Below are 17,873 nucleotides of genomic sequence, written 5' to 3'. Positions count from 1 at the left end.
CAGCTTCATATCCGACAATGATCTCTGTTCCTTCGCTGGCGCTTGGCTATCTGATCATGAATCTTTTCCTGGTATCGGGCAATCTCAGCGGAGATGTGTGTTCGACCTTGTTCGGATCCACTTCAATTCTTACACTGACTTCCGGGGAGGTGATGATCTGTGCTCTATTTTCGGCTGTCGTGATGGTGATTTATCTGGTGTATTACCGGGAGATTTTCCGGATTTCCTTTGATGAAGAATTTGCCGAAGCAACTGGCACGAGGGTTTCTGCTCTGAATACTTTTCTAGCCGGGATCATTGCAGTGACGGTTGTTCTGGCAATGGAGCTTGTCGGTTCTCTCTTGATCTCAGCATTAGTGATTTTCCCGGCTGTCACTGCTATGCAGATATTTTCTGATTTCAGAAGGGTTTCGATCTTCTCGGCAGTCATCGGTGCATTTGGTACCGCTGCCGGAATTCTGATTGCAATTCTGGCCGGGACGCCGGTAGGGTCGACGATTGCTGCGACAGATCTCATGATCTTTCTGATGGTCCTGATCGGCGGAAGAATGAGACCATGATCCGGAAGCTTCTGACTGCTTTGATCGCTGGTCTCTTATTTGAATGCATGCATGGTTGCACTCCTTTGAAACCCAGACTTCTCAGGGGGTGGAACCCATCTCTGAATAAGAAGAACCTGATGATGGCATTGATCTCGATCTGGTTGGGCAGAGCAGTACAATTGTTTATTCTGAAGTTTACAGCATGATGCTGAGCCCGGAGAATTACCGGCATAAGACCATCAGAATCTGCGGATATCTTACAGAGGGAAGAAATTCCAGAGGAGAGCAAGCACCGGTATGTCTAATTCCGGACGCAGCCCAGTGCTGTGCTCAGGGTATCCTGCTTGAATGGGAGGGAACACATGTCTATCCGGATGATTATCCGGCCGAAGGAGAACAGATTGTTATCCAGGGAGAATTTGATTATTCTACGGATGAAAACTATATCTATCCAAAACTGCTGGATGCAGAGATGGTTCCATTGTTCGGATGGGATGCGAGTCCTGCAATCGGATCTGCAGGAACAGAATGAGCGGAACAGATCATAGCTTCGACAGCAGAAAGAACGTGGCTGGGAAACCAGGCATTTCTGCTTCTCATTAGAAATATATGCTTAACGGACGGCAAGAGGAAGTTAATCTTTTCTCTGAGTTCAGGATGAAAAGATGCTGCCCGAAGGATTCTTCAGAAAAGAATCATAGGCTCTTTCTGCTTCAGCTCCGGAATATGCCGCAGTTCTTCTGCATGTTCCGGATTATTCTCTCTGGTGCAGTATCTGGTACTTTGATCGGGGCTTAAGAAATCATGGCTTGAATTCCAGACAATAGATCGGTCCACCAGAACGAAGTTCTGCTGGTGGGGTGCTTTCAGCACCTCGCCAAGATTGGATAAGTATTCTGAGACAGAAGAATTCTGAATTTCTGTATTCAGCACAAAATACAGGTTTATTCCCCTATGAACGAGTTTATTCAGATTCTGATATTCGTTCTGAATGGTATTGAGATCAGGATCGGTAAGGAAGAAGAGAACTTCTTTTCGGGCGTGGGTGAGGTCCTGATTCCACGGCTCATGCCAGGAACTTCCTGCATAGTAGTAGCGATCAACGGATATCTCTTCCTGTGCTTCCTGTTCCTGAACTCCATATCCTTCTTTCTGGTACTGCTTCAATCGTTTTCCATACATGGCCATTGCCATCGGAATACGGGAATCCACATAGTCATACACCTTGACCAGGTCTTTTCCTTCATAGTTCCGATGAATGCGGCCGGTATACTGAATGATTCTGCTTTCTCCGGAGATCGGCAGAGTAAGAAACAGACAGGAAAGAATCGGAAGATCGAAACCTTCGCCAAGCAGGGAACTTGTGCTCAGCAGTACGAAGCCTTGTTCGGGATCATGTTTTTTCAATCGTTCGATTGCTGCATTCCGCTCGGTCTTGTTCATAGCCCCAGTCACCAGCTCTGTATAGATATCTGCGTCTTCCAGCATTCTGAACAGGACGTTCAGATGTTCAATTCGTTCTGAGAATACGAGAATTTTCTGGTTCTCATTGTATTCCTTATGGATATCCTGGAAGATCAGGAAGTTTCTTGCCTGGTCTTCTGAGAGCTCCTTCAGAAGGCTGCTGGGGGTAATCTTCGAACCGAGAATTTCAGCGGCAGTATACCGCGGGATCAGTACTTGCCTGAAGGTATAAGACCGCCTTGCTTCAGCAGTGGATTCCCGGAACCGGATCGGTCCGCAGAACATGAAAATGGCTTTCTCGAGCCCGTCTTCTCGTTTCGGGGTTGCAGTAAACCCATAGATGTATCTGCAAGGAGTGTTGCGCAGGATTTTCAGACAGGTTTCAGACCCGGCGCGATGTACTTCATCTATGATCAGAAGTCCGTAATGACTCATGAATTCTTCCAGGTGTTCAAAACCGGAAACCGTATCCATGCTGGCAACGTCGATATGGAATCCCGGGTTCTTGGAGCCGCCTTTCAGCTTTCGGACATATGGATGATGTATCTTTTCTTTGTCGGGGTAGTTCAGAAAAGTATGAATCTGATTTACCCATTGATTCAGAATTGTGATTTTTGGAACCAGGACCAGTGTTGATACCTTCAGCTGTGCAATGATCCAGATCGCAAGCACCGTTTTTCCGAAGCCGGTAGTGGCATCCAGAATTCCCAGATCATGCTTCATGAGGATTGGTGCAGCTTGTTCCTGGTTCTTTCTGAGTTTGCCGAGGAAAGAAACCTCAATGGGTTCTCCGGTCGTTGTCTGATCGCTGATGGTGATCCGGCTTTCAGGAAAGATGGAAACCAGTTTTTCTTCTGTTCCTCGTGGCAGCGAGATGTACTTCTCGTCTTCGTCGCAGAAAGAACGAACTCGAGCAATTCCGTAGACAGAGCGATGGTTTCTCTGCGCTTCAAAGAACTTCGAGTTCCACATGCTTGATAAGCTCCTCAGCTGGAGCAAGGTTGCTGCATTCAGGAATCGTTTTTCAAATCGAAGCATGGCTCCTCTTGTTCCCTTGATTTCTGAACTGAACTTCATCCCGGTTTCGAGACGCATCGCTAACTGGTCCTGGTCAAAGAAGTAGGTTTCAGAATTCTGTGTATTCAGAAAGGCGGCAAGCTCTTCGGCAGTGATTTTCTTCCGCGTGCGAAGGTAATCGAACGGGTGCGGAATCTGAGTGCCTTCTTCAGACAGGAAGAATGTTTTCCCATCGGATAAGTGAGAACCATTCAGGGGCAGGGCAATCAGATTGCCGACACCGTTTTCCGGCAGGTAATCCTGATTCGGGAACAGGCGATCAAAGGAACTGAAGGAAAGATTCCGGTTATGTTTCATAGATTCTCTGAGCAGTCCTTCTCCCATTCTCCGGGCAAGAAGAGCGCGGACAGGAACCGCAAAGAAGAACCAGAGATGTCCGCCTGCTCCGGAATTTGATCGCTCCATGATGGGATAGAAACCATAGGATAAGGCTGTCTCATAGACACCGCGCATGGCATGGAACCAGTCGTCCTCGTCAAAATCGATTGCCAGGATCTGGCAGAGAGAATGATCCATCAGCGGATATAAACCGATCCCCTTTGGAATCGCCTTTCCGGTGAAGTAGTTTTCAAGGTCTTCTTTCTTCAGACCGCGGAAGGAGCGATGAGGGCACTTCAGACAGGTCTGTCCGCTGCCGGAAGCATGAGGACAGACAACTGTCATATTGTTGCGGCATACCGGATTCCAGCCATACTGATCACGTTTTCTGCTGTAGTAGCGATATGCAAAAATATCAGTTCTTCCGGCAAAGTAATCCAGGTAGATTCTGATCTTATCTTCCTTCTTCAGAACCGGGAGGTATTTCTGCGGAAGAAGACCGTGCTCTGAAAGAATCTCTTTCAGCTCTTTGTTTTCGTTCCGCAATTGTTCCAGTTCCTGGTTCTGATCATCCATAAGCAGCCTCAAAGTCGATCTGAACTCATTATAGCGTGTGAACTATCCGATGGCGGAAGACTGCAGGCAGCATGAACCTGCATCATGGAAGAACATGAAAATCCAGGGTTCCATCTTTGTGCAAATGAGCAGAAACAAGGGGAATCGTTGTCGCAAAGACCTATCTGATCTGCAGAGAATAGGCAGAGGTCTGAGGAGGCTCAGCCGTCTGCACTGCAGGAGGAAGCAGTCTCATCAGAAGAATCTGGTATCATAGTTTCGAAAGAGAATGATGAAATGATTTCAGAAAATACTTATCTGAATGAATATCCTCTGAATCTTCTGATTGATGTCTATGAGCAGGCAGGAATACCGTTTGACCCGGCATGCTATGCAATGACAGAAGATCAGAGAAATGGTCTGGAACAGGCAGTCTTTTCTCTGAGTGCCAGACTGCAGAGGTTTCTCAGAAAAAGATATCTCGAGGGGCAGTCCTGCAGAGCAATTGCGGTGTCCGAAGATATTTCGGAAGCCAGAGTCAGGACTGCGCTTCATCGCCTGCTCAAGAATCTTTCCAGACCTGAAAACATGGATCTGATTCAGAACGGGCTGCAGATTGTCCTGGAAAAGCAGAAGGCGGCAATTGCCGGAATCGTTGATGATCCTCGAGCAGAAAAGATCACTCTGGAACAGCTGAACTTGACGGTCAGATCCTATAATCTTCTGAAAGCTGCAGAACTTTTTACGGTAAAAGACATTCTGAAATCAGAACAGGAAGGAAGACTGTCCGCAATCAGGCTCTTAGGAGAACAAGGAAGAAAAGAGGTTCTTGCCAAAGCAGAAGCCGCAATGGTGAAGGATGGTGACGCATCGTGAACAGAAAAGGAATGTATTCTTCCGGTGAGTTTGCAGAAAAAGCCCATGTGACGCTGAGGACGATTCGCTACTATGACAAGATGAATCTGCTGAAGCCTTCCATGCATACAGAAGCAGGGGCCAGATTATATTCTGATCAGGACTTTGCAAAGCTTCAGCAGATTCTGCTGTTCAAGTATCTTGGATTTTCTCTGGAAGAGATCCGTGAAATGACCTTGGCTTCCGCAGATCCTCATTTTCTGAATGAATCGCTGAAGATTCAGAAACGTCTGCTTCAGGAGCGGCAGGAAGAGCTGCAGTCCATGATTCTTGCGGTAGATCAGACCTCAGCAGCATTGGAACAGAAACATGAAATCGACTGGGAACAGATGCTGAATCTGATTCATCTGACCGATATGGAAACAGAACTTCGGACCCAGTATCAGAATGCAACAAATATCAATGCCAGAATTGCTCTTCATCGTGATTTCTCTGTGAACCCGGAAGGGTGGTTTCCATGGCTTTTCCGTCAGATGCCCCTGAAACCTGGAATGCGTGTACTGGAACTGGGCTGCGGAAACGGAGCATTATGGCTGGAAAACCTCAGTCATATTCCTTCAGAGATTTGGATTCTGCTTTCTGATTCTTCAGAGGGCATGGTCAGGGAAGTTCAGCACAAACTGTCAGAGGATCAGCATTTCTCATTTCAGACGATTGAGATGGACCATATCCCATATTCTGATCAGTCATTTGATCTCGTGATTGCAAATCACGTATTGTTCTACAGCAATGACCTGGATCAAACACTGAGAGAGATCAGAAGAGTCCTGAAGCCGGAGGGAACCTTGGCGGCAAGCACGTATGGGGCTAAGCATATGAAGGAAATCACGCAGCTGGTTCAGAAATTCAACCCTGAGATCCGTCTTGCGGCTGAAAATCTCTATGATCAGTTCGGACTGGAGAATGGAGAGGAAATTCTGAAGCCATACTTCAGATCTGTCATTTTAAGAAGATATGAAGATTCCATTGAGATTTCCGAAGCTGACCCTCTGATTTCCTATATTCTCAGCTGTCATGGCAATCAGAACAGACTGCTTCTGGATCACTATAAGGAATTCCGGGAGTTCGTACAGAATAAAGTACGAGATGGATTCCATATCACGAAAGATGCAGGAGTCTTTCTTGCAGAATAAACTAGATATTCAGAAAAATGACCAGAAAGTTCTTGAAGATGACGTAACGTCATCTTTTAATGTGCTTGTTGGAGGAAATGACTGAAGATGAAAGGTATCGTACTTGCCGGCGGTGCTGGCACAAGGCTTTATCCATTGACAAGAGTGACTTCAAAGCAGCTGCTGCCTGTTTATGATAAGCCGATGATCTATTATCCATTGAGCACGCTGATGCTGGCGGGAATCAGAGATATCCTGATTATTTCTACGCCAAGCGATACGCCAAGATTTGAGGAACTGCTGGGAGATGGGGCGTCTTATGGACTCCATCTGACTTATGCCGTTCAGCCAAAACCAGAGGGCCTGGCGCAGGCCTTCCTGATCGGCAAAGAATTCATCGGTGATGATGCCTGTGCCATGGTCCTTGGAGACAACATCTTCTATGGCAGAGGGTTTGCTGCAACCTTGAGAGAAGCAGTCAGAGATGCTGAAGAGAATGGAAGAGCTACGGTATTCGGATACTATGTGGCAGATCCGGAACGGTTCGGAGTCGTGGAGTTTGATGAAGATGGCCATGCACTGAGCATGGAAGAGAAGCCTGCCCATCCGAAGTCCAACTATGCAGTAACTGGTTTGTATTTCTACCCGAAGGGAGTTTCTGCAATGGCGGAGAAGGTGGTACCTTCTGCGCGCGGAGAGCTTGAGATTACAACACTGAATTCCATGTATCTGGAAGAAAAGAAGCTGGATGTTCAGATTCTTGGCAGAGGGTTTGCATGGCTTGATACCGGAACGATGGAGTCATTGCTGGAGGCGGCAGAGTTCATTCATATGGTGGAGGCAAGGCAGGGAATCGTGATCTCTGCTCCGGAGGAAATTGCCTATAAGTTCGGATGGATTACCAAGGAAGAGCTGCTGAAGGCGGCAGAGGCGTATGGGAAGTCTCCTTATGGACAGCATTTACGTAATGTAGCAGATGACAGGATGGTTTATAAGCAGAAATGACAAGAATACTGATTACTGGCTGCAAAGGGCAGCTTGGAACGGAGATTCAGAAGCAGTTAAGACTTGGCTGCAGTGAGATCGGATCCATACCGGAGTCTCTGAAACATGCAGAGGCAGTTCCGATTGATCTCGACACGCTGGATCTCAGCAAGCTTTCTGAAGTAAAAGAATATGTCCGGAATGTGAATCCGGATCTCATTATCAACTGTGCAGCATTTACGAATGTAGATGGCTGTGAGACAAATCATGATGTTGCCTTCCAGGCAAATGCATTAGGTCCTCGGAATCTTGCTATTGCTGCGGAAGAATGCGGAGCGAAGCTGATTCATGTCTCAACGGATTATGTCTTTGACGGAAAAGACAATGGCAAGGTTCCCAGAGACGAATCAGATCGTCCGAATCCGATTTCTGCATATGGTTCCACAAAGCTTGCCGGTGAGGAATTTGTCAAAGCCTTCTGCAGCAGATACTTTATTGTCCGTACTGCCTGGCTGTATTCCTACTATGGGAAGAACTTTGTGAAGACGATTGTGAATGCGGCAAAGAAGACAGGTGCACTTGAAGTAGTGAATGACCAGTGCGGAAATCCTACCAATGCCGCAGATCTTGCCCATGAGCTGCTGCAGCTTGCAGACACCGCAGAATATGGACTGTATCACTGCACTGGGGAAGGAATCTGCTCCTGGTATGACTTTGCTTCAGAGATCGTGAAAGATGCAGGTATTGATGCAACCGTTGCACCGATTTCTACCGAAGGTTATAAGCAGAAACATCCACAGTCGGCAGATCGGCCTGCCTGGTCTGCACTGGATAATCGGATGCTGCGGTGCACGATTGGCAATGAGATGCGCGACTGGCGAACTGCTCTCGAGGAATTCTTCAGGAACTGGGATGGCAATAATGGAATGAAGGAGGAACACTGAATGACTGCAACTTATCTGGTAACCGGCTGTGCCGGTTTCATCGGTACGAATTTTGTCTATTACATGCTTCAGAAATACCAGGATATTCGGATCATCAACCTGGATAAGCTGACTTATGCAGGAAATCTGGAGAATCTGAAAGACGCAGAGAACGATAAGAGGCATATTTTTGTTCAGGGAGACATCTGCGATAAGGAACTGGTTGCTGATCTTCTGAAGAAGTATGACCCGGACTATGTGATCAACTTTGCCGCAGAGTCTCATGTAGACCGTTCCATTGCAAATCCGGAGATTTTCGTTCAGACGAATGTCATGGGTACCGTGAACCTTCTTCAGCGGTGCAAGGATGCCTGGTATGATGCAGAAAGCAGAACCTGGAAAGCAGGAAAGAAGTATCTGCAGGTATCTACGGATGAAGTATATGGAGCACTAGGTGCAGAAGGATACTTCATGGAGACGACGCCATTGAACCCGCATTCTCCGTATTCGGCTTCCAAGGCAAGTGCAGATCTGTTTGTCAAAGCTTTCCATGATACGTATGGGATGCCGGTCAATATCACCAGATGTTCCAATAACTATGGTCCGTATCAGTTCCCGGAGAAGCTGATTCCATTAATGATCAACAATGTGAAGCATCATAAGGAACTGCCGGTCTATGGAGATGGCATGCAGATCAGAGACTGGCTGTATGTCGCAGATCACTGCAAGGCCATTGATATGGTTGCCTCCAATGGAAAGATCGGCGAAGTATACAATGTCGGCGGTCATAATGAAAGACCGAATATCTTCATCGTAAAAACCATCATTGCCCAGCTTCATGATCGTCTCAAGGATGAAGAGATTAATGAAAGTCTCATTCATCATGTCACAGACCGCTTAGGTCATGACCGCCGTTATGGTATTGATCCGACCAAGATCAAGAATGATCTTGGATGGTATCCGGAGACTCCGTTTGAAAAGGGAATCGTATTAACGATTGACTGGTATCTGCACCATGAAGAATGGATGGATCATATCACTTCCGGAAACTACCAGAAGTACTATGAGACCATGTACAGTGCAAAGAAGGAGTTAGACTGATGGAGCAGTTCCGTTTTGAAGAAACAAAGATCCCTGGAGTTGTAGTGATCTATCCGAACGTTCATGGTGATGAACGCGGCTATTTCATGGAAACCTACCAGCAGGATCTGTTTGAACAGGCAGGAATCACAAGACCATTCGTGCAGGACAATGAAAGCTCTTCTTCCAAGGGAGTGCTGAGAGGTCTTCATTTCCAGAAAAATCATACCCAGGGAAAACTGGTCCGTGTTACGAGAGGTCAGGTCTTTGACGTAGCAGTAGACTGCAGACCAAATAGTGCAACCTTCGGTCAGTGGACCGGAGTTACGCTGGATGAGCGTCTCAAAAATATGTTCTATATTCCGGAAGGCTTTGCCCATGGCTTCCTGGTATTAAGCGATATGGCAGAGTTTGTCTACAAGTGCACGGATATCTATGATCCGACCAGCGAGGGCGGCATTCCATGGGATGATCCAACTGTCAATGTAGAGTGGCCGAAGCTGGATGTTCCATACAAGACCAGTGCAAAAGACAAGCTTCATGAATTCTTCAAGGATCAGAAGTTTGAATTCTTCATTAATTATTAACCGCAATAAGTTTGTGATCAAATGAGTTATTTTTATATTCGTATCAATGTGAATAATTAATAGAAAAAAACACTAACATATTGTAAAGCGTTACGTAGATTCCGGATGATATGCAGAATTCCAAGCAAATTGTCTTAAGTCTTAGTTAAAGGAATATGCTGCTCTTTTTTTCAAAAAAGATTCTTTTTCACCGGAAAAGTATTATTTTAAACGGAAGAAATGATCAGTTCTTATTCCTTTTGACTGGGCACCGTGAATTAAACGTATATTAATAAATGGGGGATTTTATGCGCGGTAATCAAAATAAAAAAGCTTTATTATTTTATGCATTGTGGATAGCCTATTTTGTATTTTTGATAATACAGCATAAATTTGTTTTCCTTCATTTTGATGATTTTGGATATGCTAGTTTAAGTTACGGATATACCTTAAATTCAAATGGAATGAATTGGACTTTTGCTGATCTCTTACATTTTTTGAAATGGCATTATCTAAATTGGGGAGGTAGAGTTCTGTTTTTTGCAATTGGAATAATTGCGATACGAATTGGGCAATGGTTCATACAAGATTTTCAAGCCTGCATTATTTTCTTGATCACATTGCTGATATATCAGTTAGTAAAGAAAAAAGAGAAAGATTTCCTTGCTGCATGGATAGCCATTATTCTATACGGTATGACTAGCCTTTCCGTCTTTAGTGATGGGGTGTTCTGGTATACCGCTTCAGAATTATATGTTTGGCCTTTTGTTTTTTTGCTTTTGGCAAATCTTTTGATAAACGTAGGTTTGAAGAAGAACACTCAATTTTTCCTAATTGGTTTATTCTTGTTTATTGCTGGGTTTTCACAAGAACAGGTAGCGGTTTTGACATTTGTATTCTGCTCCATTTTAATAATATTTAGTGTTTCAAAACGTCTTTCCTATAAAAATATAGCTGTATATATTGCTGGAATCGTTGGTGCAATAATTGAAATATTCGCTCCAGGAAATTTTGTTAGAGCGAACAGTGATTTCTACAATGAATTCAGACAACTTTCTTTATTCGAAAAAATAGGAGAAAATCTTCCAAAACTGTTAGTTAATACTCTTGGTGATATTTTTATCTTTATTCTTATTATTTTCTCAATTTGGCTGTCTTTTATTTATGTTGATTACAATATCAAGAATAAAAAGAATAAAAAAATACTCCTTTTATGTAACCTTATAGTGAGTGCTTTTGGGTGCTACTTCTATTTATTGCAAGGACAAAGAATGAATTTTATAGCACTGTTATGCGGATACAGCTTAATCGTTCTTTTTCTAGTCCAGGTCAGTATTTATTTATTAAAAGAAAAAAAGATATATTTGTTTTCTTTGTTAATTGGAAGTGTTTGCTCCCAGGGAATGATGTTGCTTTCTCCTTCGATTGATAGTAGAACTGTATTGCCATTTCTAATAATACTCCATCTCATTTTTGCAGATATTGCAATGTTTAATTATAATGCTACAAGTCATAGCAAAAGGGTTTATCAAGCTGGGCTAATTTCAGTTTCTATATTATCAATTATTAACCTTTCTTATGTCACTAACGGTTACAAAAAAAACTCAGAAATTAATGTGTTGAATCAAAATAAATTATTTGAAAAGTCACAATTAATTAAAGAGGGAGTTCCAGTAGATTATATATTGCTTTATAGATTATATGATGACAGATTTACTTCTCAGATGCCCTACCAGCAATCTATTATTTCTCCATGGTTAAAAAACTTTTATGAAATTCCTCAAGAAGTCGTATTATTGTGGCAGGATTTTGATATGCCGGGAAATGAATATGAGTATATTAAATTCAAAGACCCAGAAATCAAGTCAATCTATCCGGAGAAAATAGACACTTCCACTTCTAGAGATGAGAATCTAGGTGTAAATATTGCTGTGACTCCAGTAGCCATGGATAGAAATACAGTTATAGTCATTAATGATAAAGAATACGAAACAGTTTTTGATAGGAATGGCTATTATTCTACGCATGTTAAAAGTGAAATACTGGCTTTAGGAAAATTAAAAGTTCAATTGGTAGATACTGTTTCGGGGAAAAAATCTGAAGTTAAATATATTTTTGTTGAAGATTAAAATCTTTGCTTTGTAAGTTTATATGTACATGTTGCATTCCACAGGAACTTTTGATAGTTACGTATAAAAAAGTTGAAAGCTTTACAGTTTGAAATTACCTACATAATATTGAATCTATATGAGTAGTTTCGGAAGTCCCGGACGCACTGAAGGGAGGGATGCCTGATAGGTAATGAAATTCATGAATTATTGATTATGAAGAGCAAATGCTGCATGAAAAAAAGGTATCATACGACGCTGCCTGAGAAATGAATTTCTACTGATCAGCTGAAGTGCTCAGCTTTTCCCCAGGCATCAAGATGAATGTTGATACCTGCGAGCATGACGAAGAAGTTATGTTTTGATCCGTTCCGGCAGGAAAGAGAATGAAGACCGTAGTCATTGAGAATGTGGTTATTGATTCATTCAGTGGAAGTACGGTTCTTGTAGATTTCTTTCCATTCGTCAGAGCCATACATCAATGGGCTGAAGAGTTTCCTTTTCAAAGATTTTCACTGCTCCGCCGTCATCTGATTTACTGTACTGATCGCCAAACGGACAGAAATCAATCTTTCTTATTTTGAGAGGATAGCTGGATTTCGTAGCCTTCATAAAACGATCGTAACCATCATGGACCATCTCAGTTCCATTCTGGCAGACAGGAACGCTACGTTCATTGAGATGTCCACATTCTACATAGGGATTTCTAAGGCGTGATTTTCGCATTTTCCAATCAATGACAGGTATGGTATCTTTATGGCGCAGATATTCGTAGATGTTATAAGAAGCGCTTGCAGAATCGAAGCATATATATCTGGGAGGGAGCTCCTGGTTTATGTCGAAAAACTGAGCGGTTGCGATCAGAGAAAGACAACTTGTTTTTCTAATCATGCAGGAAATCGAGATAGTCAGACTTAGAAGAAATATGTTGGAGCATACAGAAACCTCCTCGGTTCCCATAACTAGCCGAGCGGAGCGAGGCCGCGGCCAACAGGTTCTTGTCAAGAGGAAAAAGTAAAAAACCTTCTCAAAAAAAGAGGGGGCAAGGCAGAAATGCCTGAATAAATAGCGGCTTGGTTAAGCCTCAGAAGCTTTTCCGAGACCGCTCCATATTTTTAGGGGGGTATATATGATTAATAAACCAGTGCTCTGGATCGTGATTCCCTGCTACAACGAGCAGGAGGTGCTGCCCATTACTGCGCCGCAGTTTCTGAAGAAGATCCAGGATCTAGCGGGACAGGGACTGATTGCAGAAGATTCGAGAATCCTGTTTGTCAATGATGGCAGCAAAGACAGTACCTGGAAGATCATCTGCGATCTTGCGGCAGAGGATGAACATTATATCGGCATTGCTCAGTCCCGCAACCGGGGACATCAGAATGCGGTGCTAGCAGGACTTATGGAAGCCAAGGATCACTGCGATATCACGATCTCGATTGACTGCGATGGCCAGGATGACATCAATGCCATGGATCAGATGGTGAAGGAATATCTGAACGGGGCGGAGATCGTCTACGGCGTCAGATCGAAGCGCGATACGGATACGTGGTTCAAACGGACCAGTGCAGAATCGTTCTATAAGTTCATGAACCGGATGGGAGTGGAGACGGTCTACAACCATGCGGACTACCGGTTAGTGAGTTCGAAAGTCCTGCAGCATTTTGCGGACTTCAAAGAGGTTAATATCTTCCTCAGAGGCATGTTTCCGCTGGTCGGATTCAAGAGTACCTGCGTGTATTACGAACGTCATGAGCGCATCGCAGGAAAGAGCCACTATCCGCTGAAGAAGATGATCGCGCTTGCGGTAGATGGCATCACGAGTCTTTCGATTGAACCGATTCATATGATCGCAAAGCTCGGCATCTTCGTCTCGCTGATCGGCATTGTCGGCATCATCTGGGCAATTGTCCGGGCAGTGACCGGTCATACGATTGCCGGATGGGCTTCGATTGTATGCATCATCTGCTTCTTAGGAGGCATCATCTTATTGAGCCTTGGCATCATCGGCGAGTATGTCGGCAAGACGTATCTGGAGTCCAAGCATCGTCCGCGCTATATCATCAGCGAGCGTACTTTTAGAGACGAGTCTCAAACTGGCCAATAATCAATTACTTTTCTCAAATAATTAATAGAAAGAAAGCAAATAATATCTTTAATTTCTTAGAGATTGTTTTCACTTTGGTAAACTTTACGTACCTTACTCTTTTTGAAAGATCATCTTTTTTAATCATTGTGTCATTGTTCTATTCTGATTTTTTAATCTTGAGAAGGCTGTTACTTGTCGGACTAATCATGGTAAATAGAGTTTCTTCACTTTTGATGAATCAACTGTATTCTATGGAAGGCCGTCTCGCTGTAATAGTGTGGAAGTATCCATTGTATTTTAATAAGGCCTTCTCCTGATATAAGAGATTCTAATGCAGTAACTGCGGATGTAAGTTTAGTCTACTTTTCTGGACCAGTTTTCTTATTCTGCAAAAGAAGAATTTGATTTCTGATAAAGACGCATTTATTCATGATATACTACCCCCACAGAAGAACTAGCTAGCTATACGTGATGAGTATCGGATACGACAACTCACTTATGGCGGAACAAGATCTTTACAACAGTCGATGGCCATCAGGATCGCCTGATCCTCTCGGATCATATCTGGGTTCTGAATGAAACAGAAATCATGCATGAGTTCGGCGAGAAAAGGAAGAGGGGTACTGTCCAAGGATCAAATCTGCATAGTTGTTGCAATTCAATGCGGCAAAGGAAATTCAACTGGTGAGTGAACTGAAGATTCTCTTATCAAGCACATAAAGCTGGATTCATTAATCGTTTATTATGGAAACGCTTCGAATTATCTGGTGATTACTGAAGCAAGTTGTATTAGAAAAGTCTATAAGGCAGACACTAATGACTCCAAGTGCGTTGAGCAGATGCTGCTGATCCTCAATATGTGTATCTGGCTTTAGAAATATCTCTACAAAGTAATGTATTGAGAATGATGAGTATTCAGTATGATCGTATCGGTCTGTCTGTATATACGTTTCAAATCAGAAAAGGTGGCTGGAGAACAAAAACCGAAATGAGTAGTCAGGACCCTGTTATTAAGAGACGTTCAGCATGCCTGAGAATGTTCGCAAGTCATACCCATTTTTGCTTAGTTCTCGATTACTTTTTTGATTCAGCCATTTGCTGTACAATAACTGCGGTTGCAAGGCGACTGAGTGAAAAGTGAGGGGATTTTATGGTGATTACTAAAACTCCGTTTCGAATGTCATTTTTCGGAGGAGGAACAGATCTTGAAAGCTTTTTCCGCGATAATGGCGGAGCTGTTATCTCAACAACGTTCGATAAATACTGTTATGTGACTGTGAGGCATTTGCCGCGTTTTTTTGATTATTCTACAGAACTTTCTTATTCTAGGACTGAAAGAGTAACATCTATTGATCAGATTGAGCATCCTGCTATTAGGAATGCAATGAAGATGCTTGACATGCATGAAATTCGACTGACTTATGAAGCCGATCTTCCTGCACGATCAGGATTAGGCACTAGCTCATCTTTTGCGGTTGGAATGCTAAATGCATTTTATGCCTTAAAAGGAAAATACGCTGATAAAAAGAAGTTAGCAGATGAAGCAATTTATCTTGAGCGAGTCCTTTGCGCAGAAGCAGGCGGGTGGCAGGATCAGATTGCCGCATCTTTTGGCGGATTAAATCGGATTAATTTTTATGAAGGTGGATATGAAGTTCTTCCGATTATTATCAGTCCTGAAAAAAAAGAAATGCTGAATAATAATCTCATGATGTTTTTTACTGGTTTTACTCGTTTCTCCTCTGATGTTCAGAAAGCAAATGCAGAAAATAACCAAAATAAAGAAAACAATTTAAAGAAGCTTTTATCTTTTGTTGATATTGCGGAACGTATCCTTGAGGATAAGACAAGTGATTTAGATGATTTCGGCGCACTTCTCGATGAGAGCTGGAAAGTAAAGCGGAATACTGGCAAGCTGATCTCTACTAATAGCATCGACTCTTTATATCAGAAAGGAATTGAAGCTGGGGCTCTTGGCGGAAAGCTTCTTGGCGCAGGTGGCGGAGGCTTCCTTGTTTTCTATGTTCAGCCTCAGTATCAGAATGCAGTGAGAGAAGCAATGCATGGCTTGCTTCATATTCCCTTTAAATTTGAGAATGATGGCACTAGAGTTCTTTATTACAATCCAGAGAATTATGAATATAGAGAAAGATTATGAAGACAGTGATTATGGCTGGGGGACGAGGAACTAGAATTGCCTCAATTGCACCAGATATTCCAAAACCATTAATTCCAATCAACGGTAAACCTGTTCTTGAACGTGAAATCGAGTGCCTGAGAGATCAAGGGTTTACTGACTTACTATTGACTGTAGGTTATAAAGCAGAACAACTGATCAATTATTTCGGAAATGGAGAGAAGTTTGGGGTTCATATTGAATATTATCTTGAAAAAACTCCTTTAGGGAATGCGGGTGCATTATTCAAAATAAGGGATCAGCTAAGCAATGAGTTTTTACTACTTAACGCTGATGCAATGTTTGACATTGATTTTAATCGTTTTGTGGATTTTCACCATAGTAAAGGAGGATTAGTCACACTATTTACACATCCTAATGATCACCCATATGACAGCGGTTTAATTATTGCTGATTCAGATCATATGGTTATTCAATGGCTTAATAAAGAAGATGTTAGGCCTGAATGGTATCAGAATCGTGTAAATGCAGGGCTTCATGTAATTAACAAAGAGGTTCTGTATTCGCAAAATATTGTTCCCGGCTTGATTGGAACAATAGATAATGAGGGAAAAACCAAGAAAGTAGATCTTGATCGGGATCTCCTAAAACCACTAGCTGGAAAAGGAAAAATGTATTGCTATGACAGTCCGGAATATGTCAAAGATATGGGAACTCCCGATAGATATGAGTCAGTATGCAAAGATTATGAACTAGGGATAGTACATCAAAGAAATTTATTAAATCCTCAGAGAGCAGTTTTTCTTGATAGAGATGGAACCATAAATAAATATGTTGGCTTCTTGACTGATATTAACCAGTTTGAATTAATTGAGGGAGTTGCTGATGCAATCCGTGAGATTAATCATGCCGGTTATCTGGCGATTGTTGTTACAAATCAACCAGTAATTGCACGAGGTGAAGTTACAGTTCCGCAGCTTCGGCAAATTCATAATAAAATGGAAACTCTTCTTGGAAGACAAGGAGCCTATTTGAATGCAATATATTACTGCCCTCATCATCCTGATCGAGGATATCCTGGCGAAATCAAAGAATTAAAGATCACGTGTGAATGTCGGAAACCAAAACCTGGAATGTTGCTGAAAGCTGCTGAAGAATATAATATTGATCTATCTTCTTCTTGGATGGTAGGAGATGGGAAAAACGATATTCAAGCCGGAATAAATGCTGGCTGCCATACTGCTCTGATTGGGGAAGAAGATTTTGGGCAGGAAGTTACAGTTAGTTCTCTGAAAGAATTCTCTGATCAAGTGATATCGAACAGATTAGGTTGCGAATAAATGGAAAAGAAATTAGAAAAACATCTTGATACTTTAGTGGAACGTTATCCCTCATTGAAATCAATCCGAAAGGAAATTACAGATGCGTACCAAATCATGGAAAATTCATATGAGAATGGCGGAAAACTACTGATTGCAGGAAATGGGGGATCTGCCGCTGACTCGGAGCACATTGCGGGAGAATTGATGAAACGTTTCAAAACTCCTCGGCCTGTCCCTGAAGATTTTGCGGAAAAACTGATAAAAATTGATCCTCTTCTTGGAAAGAGTCTAGCTGCAAATCTGGAGCAGACCCTTGAAGCTATTCCGCTGGTTGCCCATGAGGCGTTAACCACAGCATATATTAATGATGTTGACGGACTTGGAGTTTTTGCACAGCAGCTTTACGGCTTTGGGAAAAAAGGTGATGTATTTCTTGGAATCTCTACTTCAGGAAATAGTAAAAATATACTCAATGCTACAGTTGTCGCTAGAGCACTCGGAATTAAAGTAATCGGATTAACGGGAAATGATGGAGGTCAGCTTGCAAAGGTTTCAGATATTGCTGTAAAGGCACCTGAGAGAGAAACATATATGATTCAGGAACTACATTTGCCCATCTACCATTGCTGGTGTCTGATGCTTGAGGATCATTTTTTTGGCAAGTAATTGAATTACTGAAGAATT

General features: G+C 42.8%; 15 protein-coding genes. 13 read left to right on the top strand and 2 right to left on the bottom strand.

Features of this window, described 5'->3' with window-relative positions; translation table 11 throughout:
* Positions 1–17 precede the first annotated feature (17 nt).
* Together FYJ51_RS07425 and FYJ51_RS07420 are read left to right on the top strand one after the other, a co-directional pair.
* Positions 18–560, top strand: coding sequence for a metal ABC transporter permease (locus tag FYJ51_RS07425; protein WP_205946240.1), 543 nt, complete (start codon positions 18–20; stop codon positions 558–560).
* Between the two features lie 184 nt (positions 561–744).
* Positions 745–1,074, top strand: coding sequence for a hypothetical protein (locus tag FYJ51_RS07420; protein ID WP_154504600.1), 330 nt, complete (start codon positions 745–747; stop codon positions 1,072–1,074).
* A 152-nt stretch (positions 1,075–1,226) separates the two neighbouring features.
* On the opposite strand, the gene FYJ51_RS07415 is transcribed toward FYJ51_RS07420, so the two are convergent.
* Positions 1,227–3,977, bottom strand: coding sequence for a TOTE conflict system archaeo-eukaryotic primase domain-containing protein (locus FYJ51_RS07415; protein WP_154504598.1), 2,751 nt, complete (start codon positions 3,975–3,977; stop codon positions 1,227–1,229).
* Between the two features lie 276 nt (positions 3,978–4,253).
* On the opposite strand from FYJ51_RS07415, the gene FYJ51_RS07410 reads away from it, so the two are divergent.
* The 7 genes from FYJ51_RS07410 (at position 4,254) to FYJ51_RS07380 (ending at position 11,665) form a co-directional block, all read left to right on the top strand.
* On the top strand, positions 4,254–4,832 hold the full coding sequence (locus FYJ51_RS07410) for a DNA-directed RNA polymerase subunit alpha C-terminal domain-containing protein (protein ID WP_154504596.1): 579 nt from the start codon (positions 4,254–4,256) through the stop codon (positions 4,830–4,832).
* Positions 4,829–6,004 (top strand): MerR family transcriptional regulator, encoded by a 1,176-nt coding sequence (locus tag FYJ51_RS07405; protein WP_328597270.1) that lies wholly within the window; start codon positions 4,829–4,831, stop codon positions 6,002–6,004. Before FYJ51_RS07410 ends, FYJ51_RS07405 begins: the two co-directional genes overlap by 4 nt.
* Before the next feature lie 87 nt (positions 6,005–6,091).
* Positions 6,092–6,988 (top strand): glucose-1-phosphate thymidylyltransferase RfbA, encoded by an 897-nt coding sequence (rfbA, locus tag FYJ51_RS07400; RefSeq protein ID WP_154504594.1) that lies wholly within the window; start codon positions 6,092–6,094, stop codon positions 6,986–6,988.
* Positions 6,985–7,911: a dTDP-4-dehydrorhamnose reductase gene (rfbD, locus tag FYJ51_RS07395; protein WP_154504592.1), complete on the top strand. Its 927-nt coding sequence runs from the start codon at positions 6,985–6,987 to the stop codon at positions 7,909–7,911. Before rfbA ends, rfbD begins: the two co-directional genes overlap by 4 nt.
* The gene (gene rfbB, locus FYJ51_RS07390; RefSeq protein ID WP_154504590.1) at positions 7,912–8,991 is read left to right on the top strand and encodes a dTDP-glucose 4,6-dehydratase; all 1,080 of its coding nucleotides are present in this window, start codon (positions 7,912–7,914) and stop codon (positions 8,989–8,991) included.
* The gene (gene rfbC, locus FYJ51_RS07385) at positions 8,991–9,557 is read left to right on the top strand and encodes a dTDP-4-dehydrorhamnose 3,5-epimerase (RefSeq protein WP_154504588.1); all 567 of its coding nucleotides are present in this window, start codon (positions 8,991–8,993) and stop codon (positions 9,555–9,557) included. Before rfbB ends, rfbC begins: the two co-directional genes overlap by 1 nt.
* A 287-nt stretch (positions 9,558–9,844) precedes the next feature.
* The gene (locus tag FYJ51_RS07380) at positions 9,845–11,665 is read left to right on the top strand and encodes a DUF6056 family protein (RefSeq protein WP_154504586.1); all 1,821 of its coding nucleotides are present in this window, start codon (positions 9,845–9,847) and stop codon (positions 11,663–11,665) included.
* A 444-nt stretch (positions 11,666–12,109) separates the two neighbouring features.
* On the opposite strand, the gene FYJ51_RS07375 is transcribed toward FYJ51_RS07380, so the two are convergent.
* Entirely contained in the window at positions 12,110–12,535 is a 426-nt protein-coding gene (locus FYJ51_RS07375) for a hypothetical protein (RefSeq protein WP_154504584.1), read from the bottom strand.
* A gap of 238 nt (positions 12,536–12,773) precedes the next feature.
* On the opposite strand from FYJ51_RS07375, the gene FYJ51_RS07370 reads away from it, so the two are divergent.
* The 4 genes from FYJ51_RS07370 to FYJ51_RS07355 all read left to right on the top strand — a co-directional run bounded on the left by FYJ51_RS07370 (position 12,774) and on the right by FYJ51_RS07355 (position 17,855).
* Entirely contained in the window at positions 12,774–13,748 is a 975-nt protein-coding gene (locus FYJ51_RS07370; RefSeq protein WP_154504582.1) for a glycosyltransferase family 2 protein, read from the top strand.
* Between the two features lie 1,132 nt (positions 13,749–14,880).
* Positions 14,881–15,888 carry a GHMP family kinase ATP-binding protein gene (locus FYJ51_RS07365; RefSeq protein WP_154504580.1) on the top strand — a complete coding sequence of 336 codons (1,008 nt, stop codon included), beginning with the start codon at positions 14,881–14,883 and terminating at the stop codon, positions 15,886–15,888.
* Positions 15,885–17,207: a D-glycero-beta-D-manno-heptose 1,7-bisphosphate 7-phosphatase gene (gene gmhB, locus FYJ51_RS07360; RefSeq protein WP_154504578.1), complete on the top strand. Its 1,323-nt coding sequence runs from the start codon at positions 15,885–15,887 to the stop codon at positions 17,205–17,207. The genes FYJ51_RS07365 and gmhB overlap by 4 nt, the downstream gene beginning before the upstream one ends.
* Entirely contained in the window at positions 17,208–17,855 is a 648-nt protein-coding gene (locus tag FYJ51_RS07355) for a D-sedoheptulose-7-phosphate isomerase (RefSeq protein WP_154504576.1), read from the top strand.
* Positions 17,856–17,873: the final 18 nt, after the last annotated feature.

This window comes from Stecheria intestinalis (assembly GCF_009696165.1).
Taxonomy (GTDB): Bacteria; Bacillota_I; Bacilli_A; order Erysipelotrichales; family Erysipelotrichaceae; genus Bulleidia; species Bulleidia intestinalis.
Note: the sequence above shows the minus strand (reverse complement) of the source record. Positions and strands in the feature narration are given on the sequence as shown.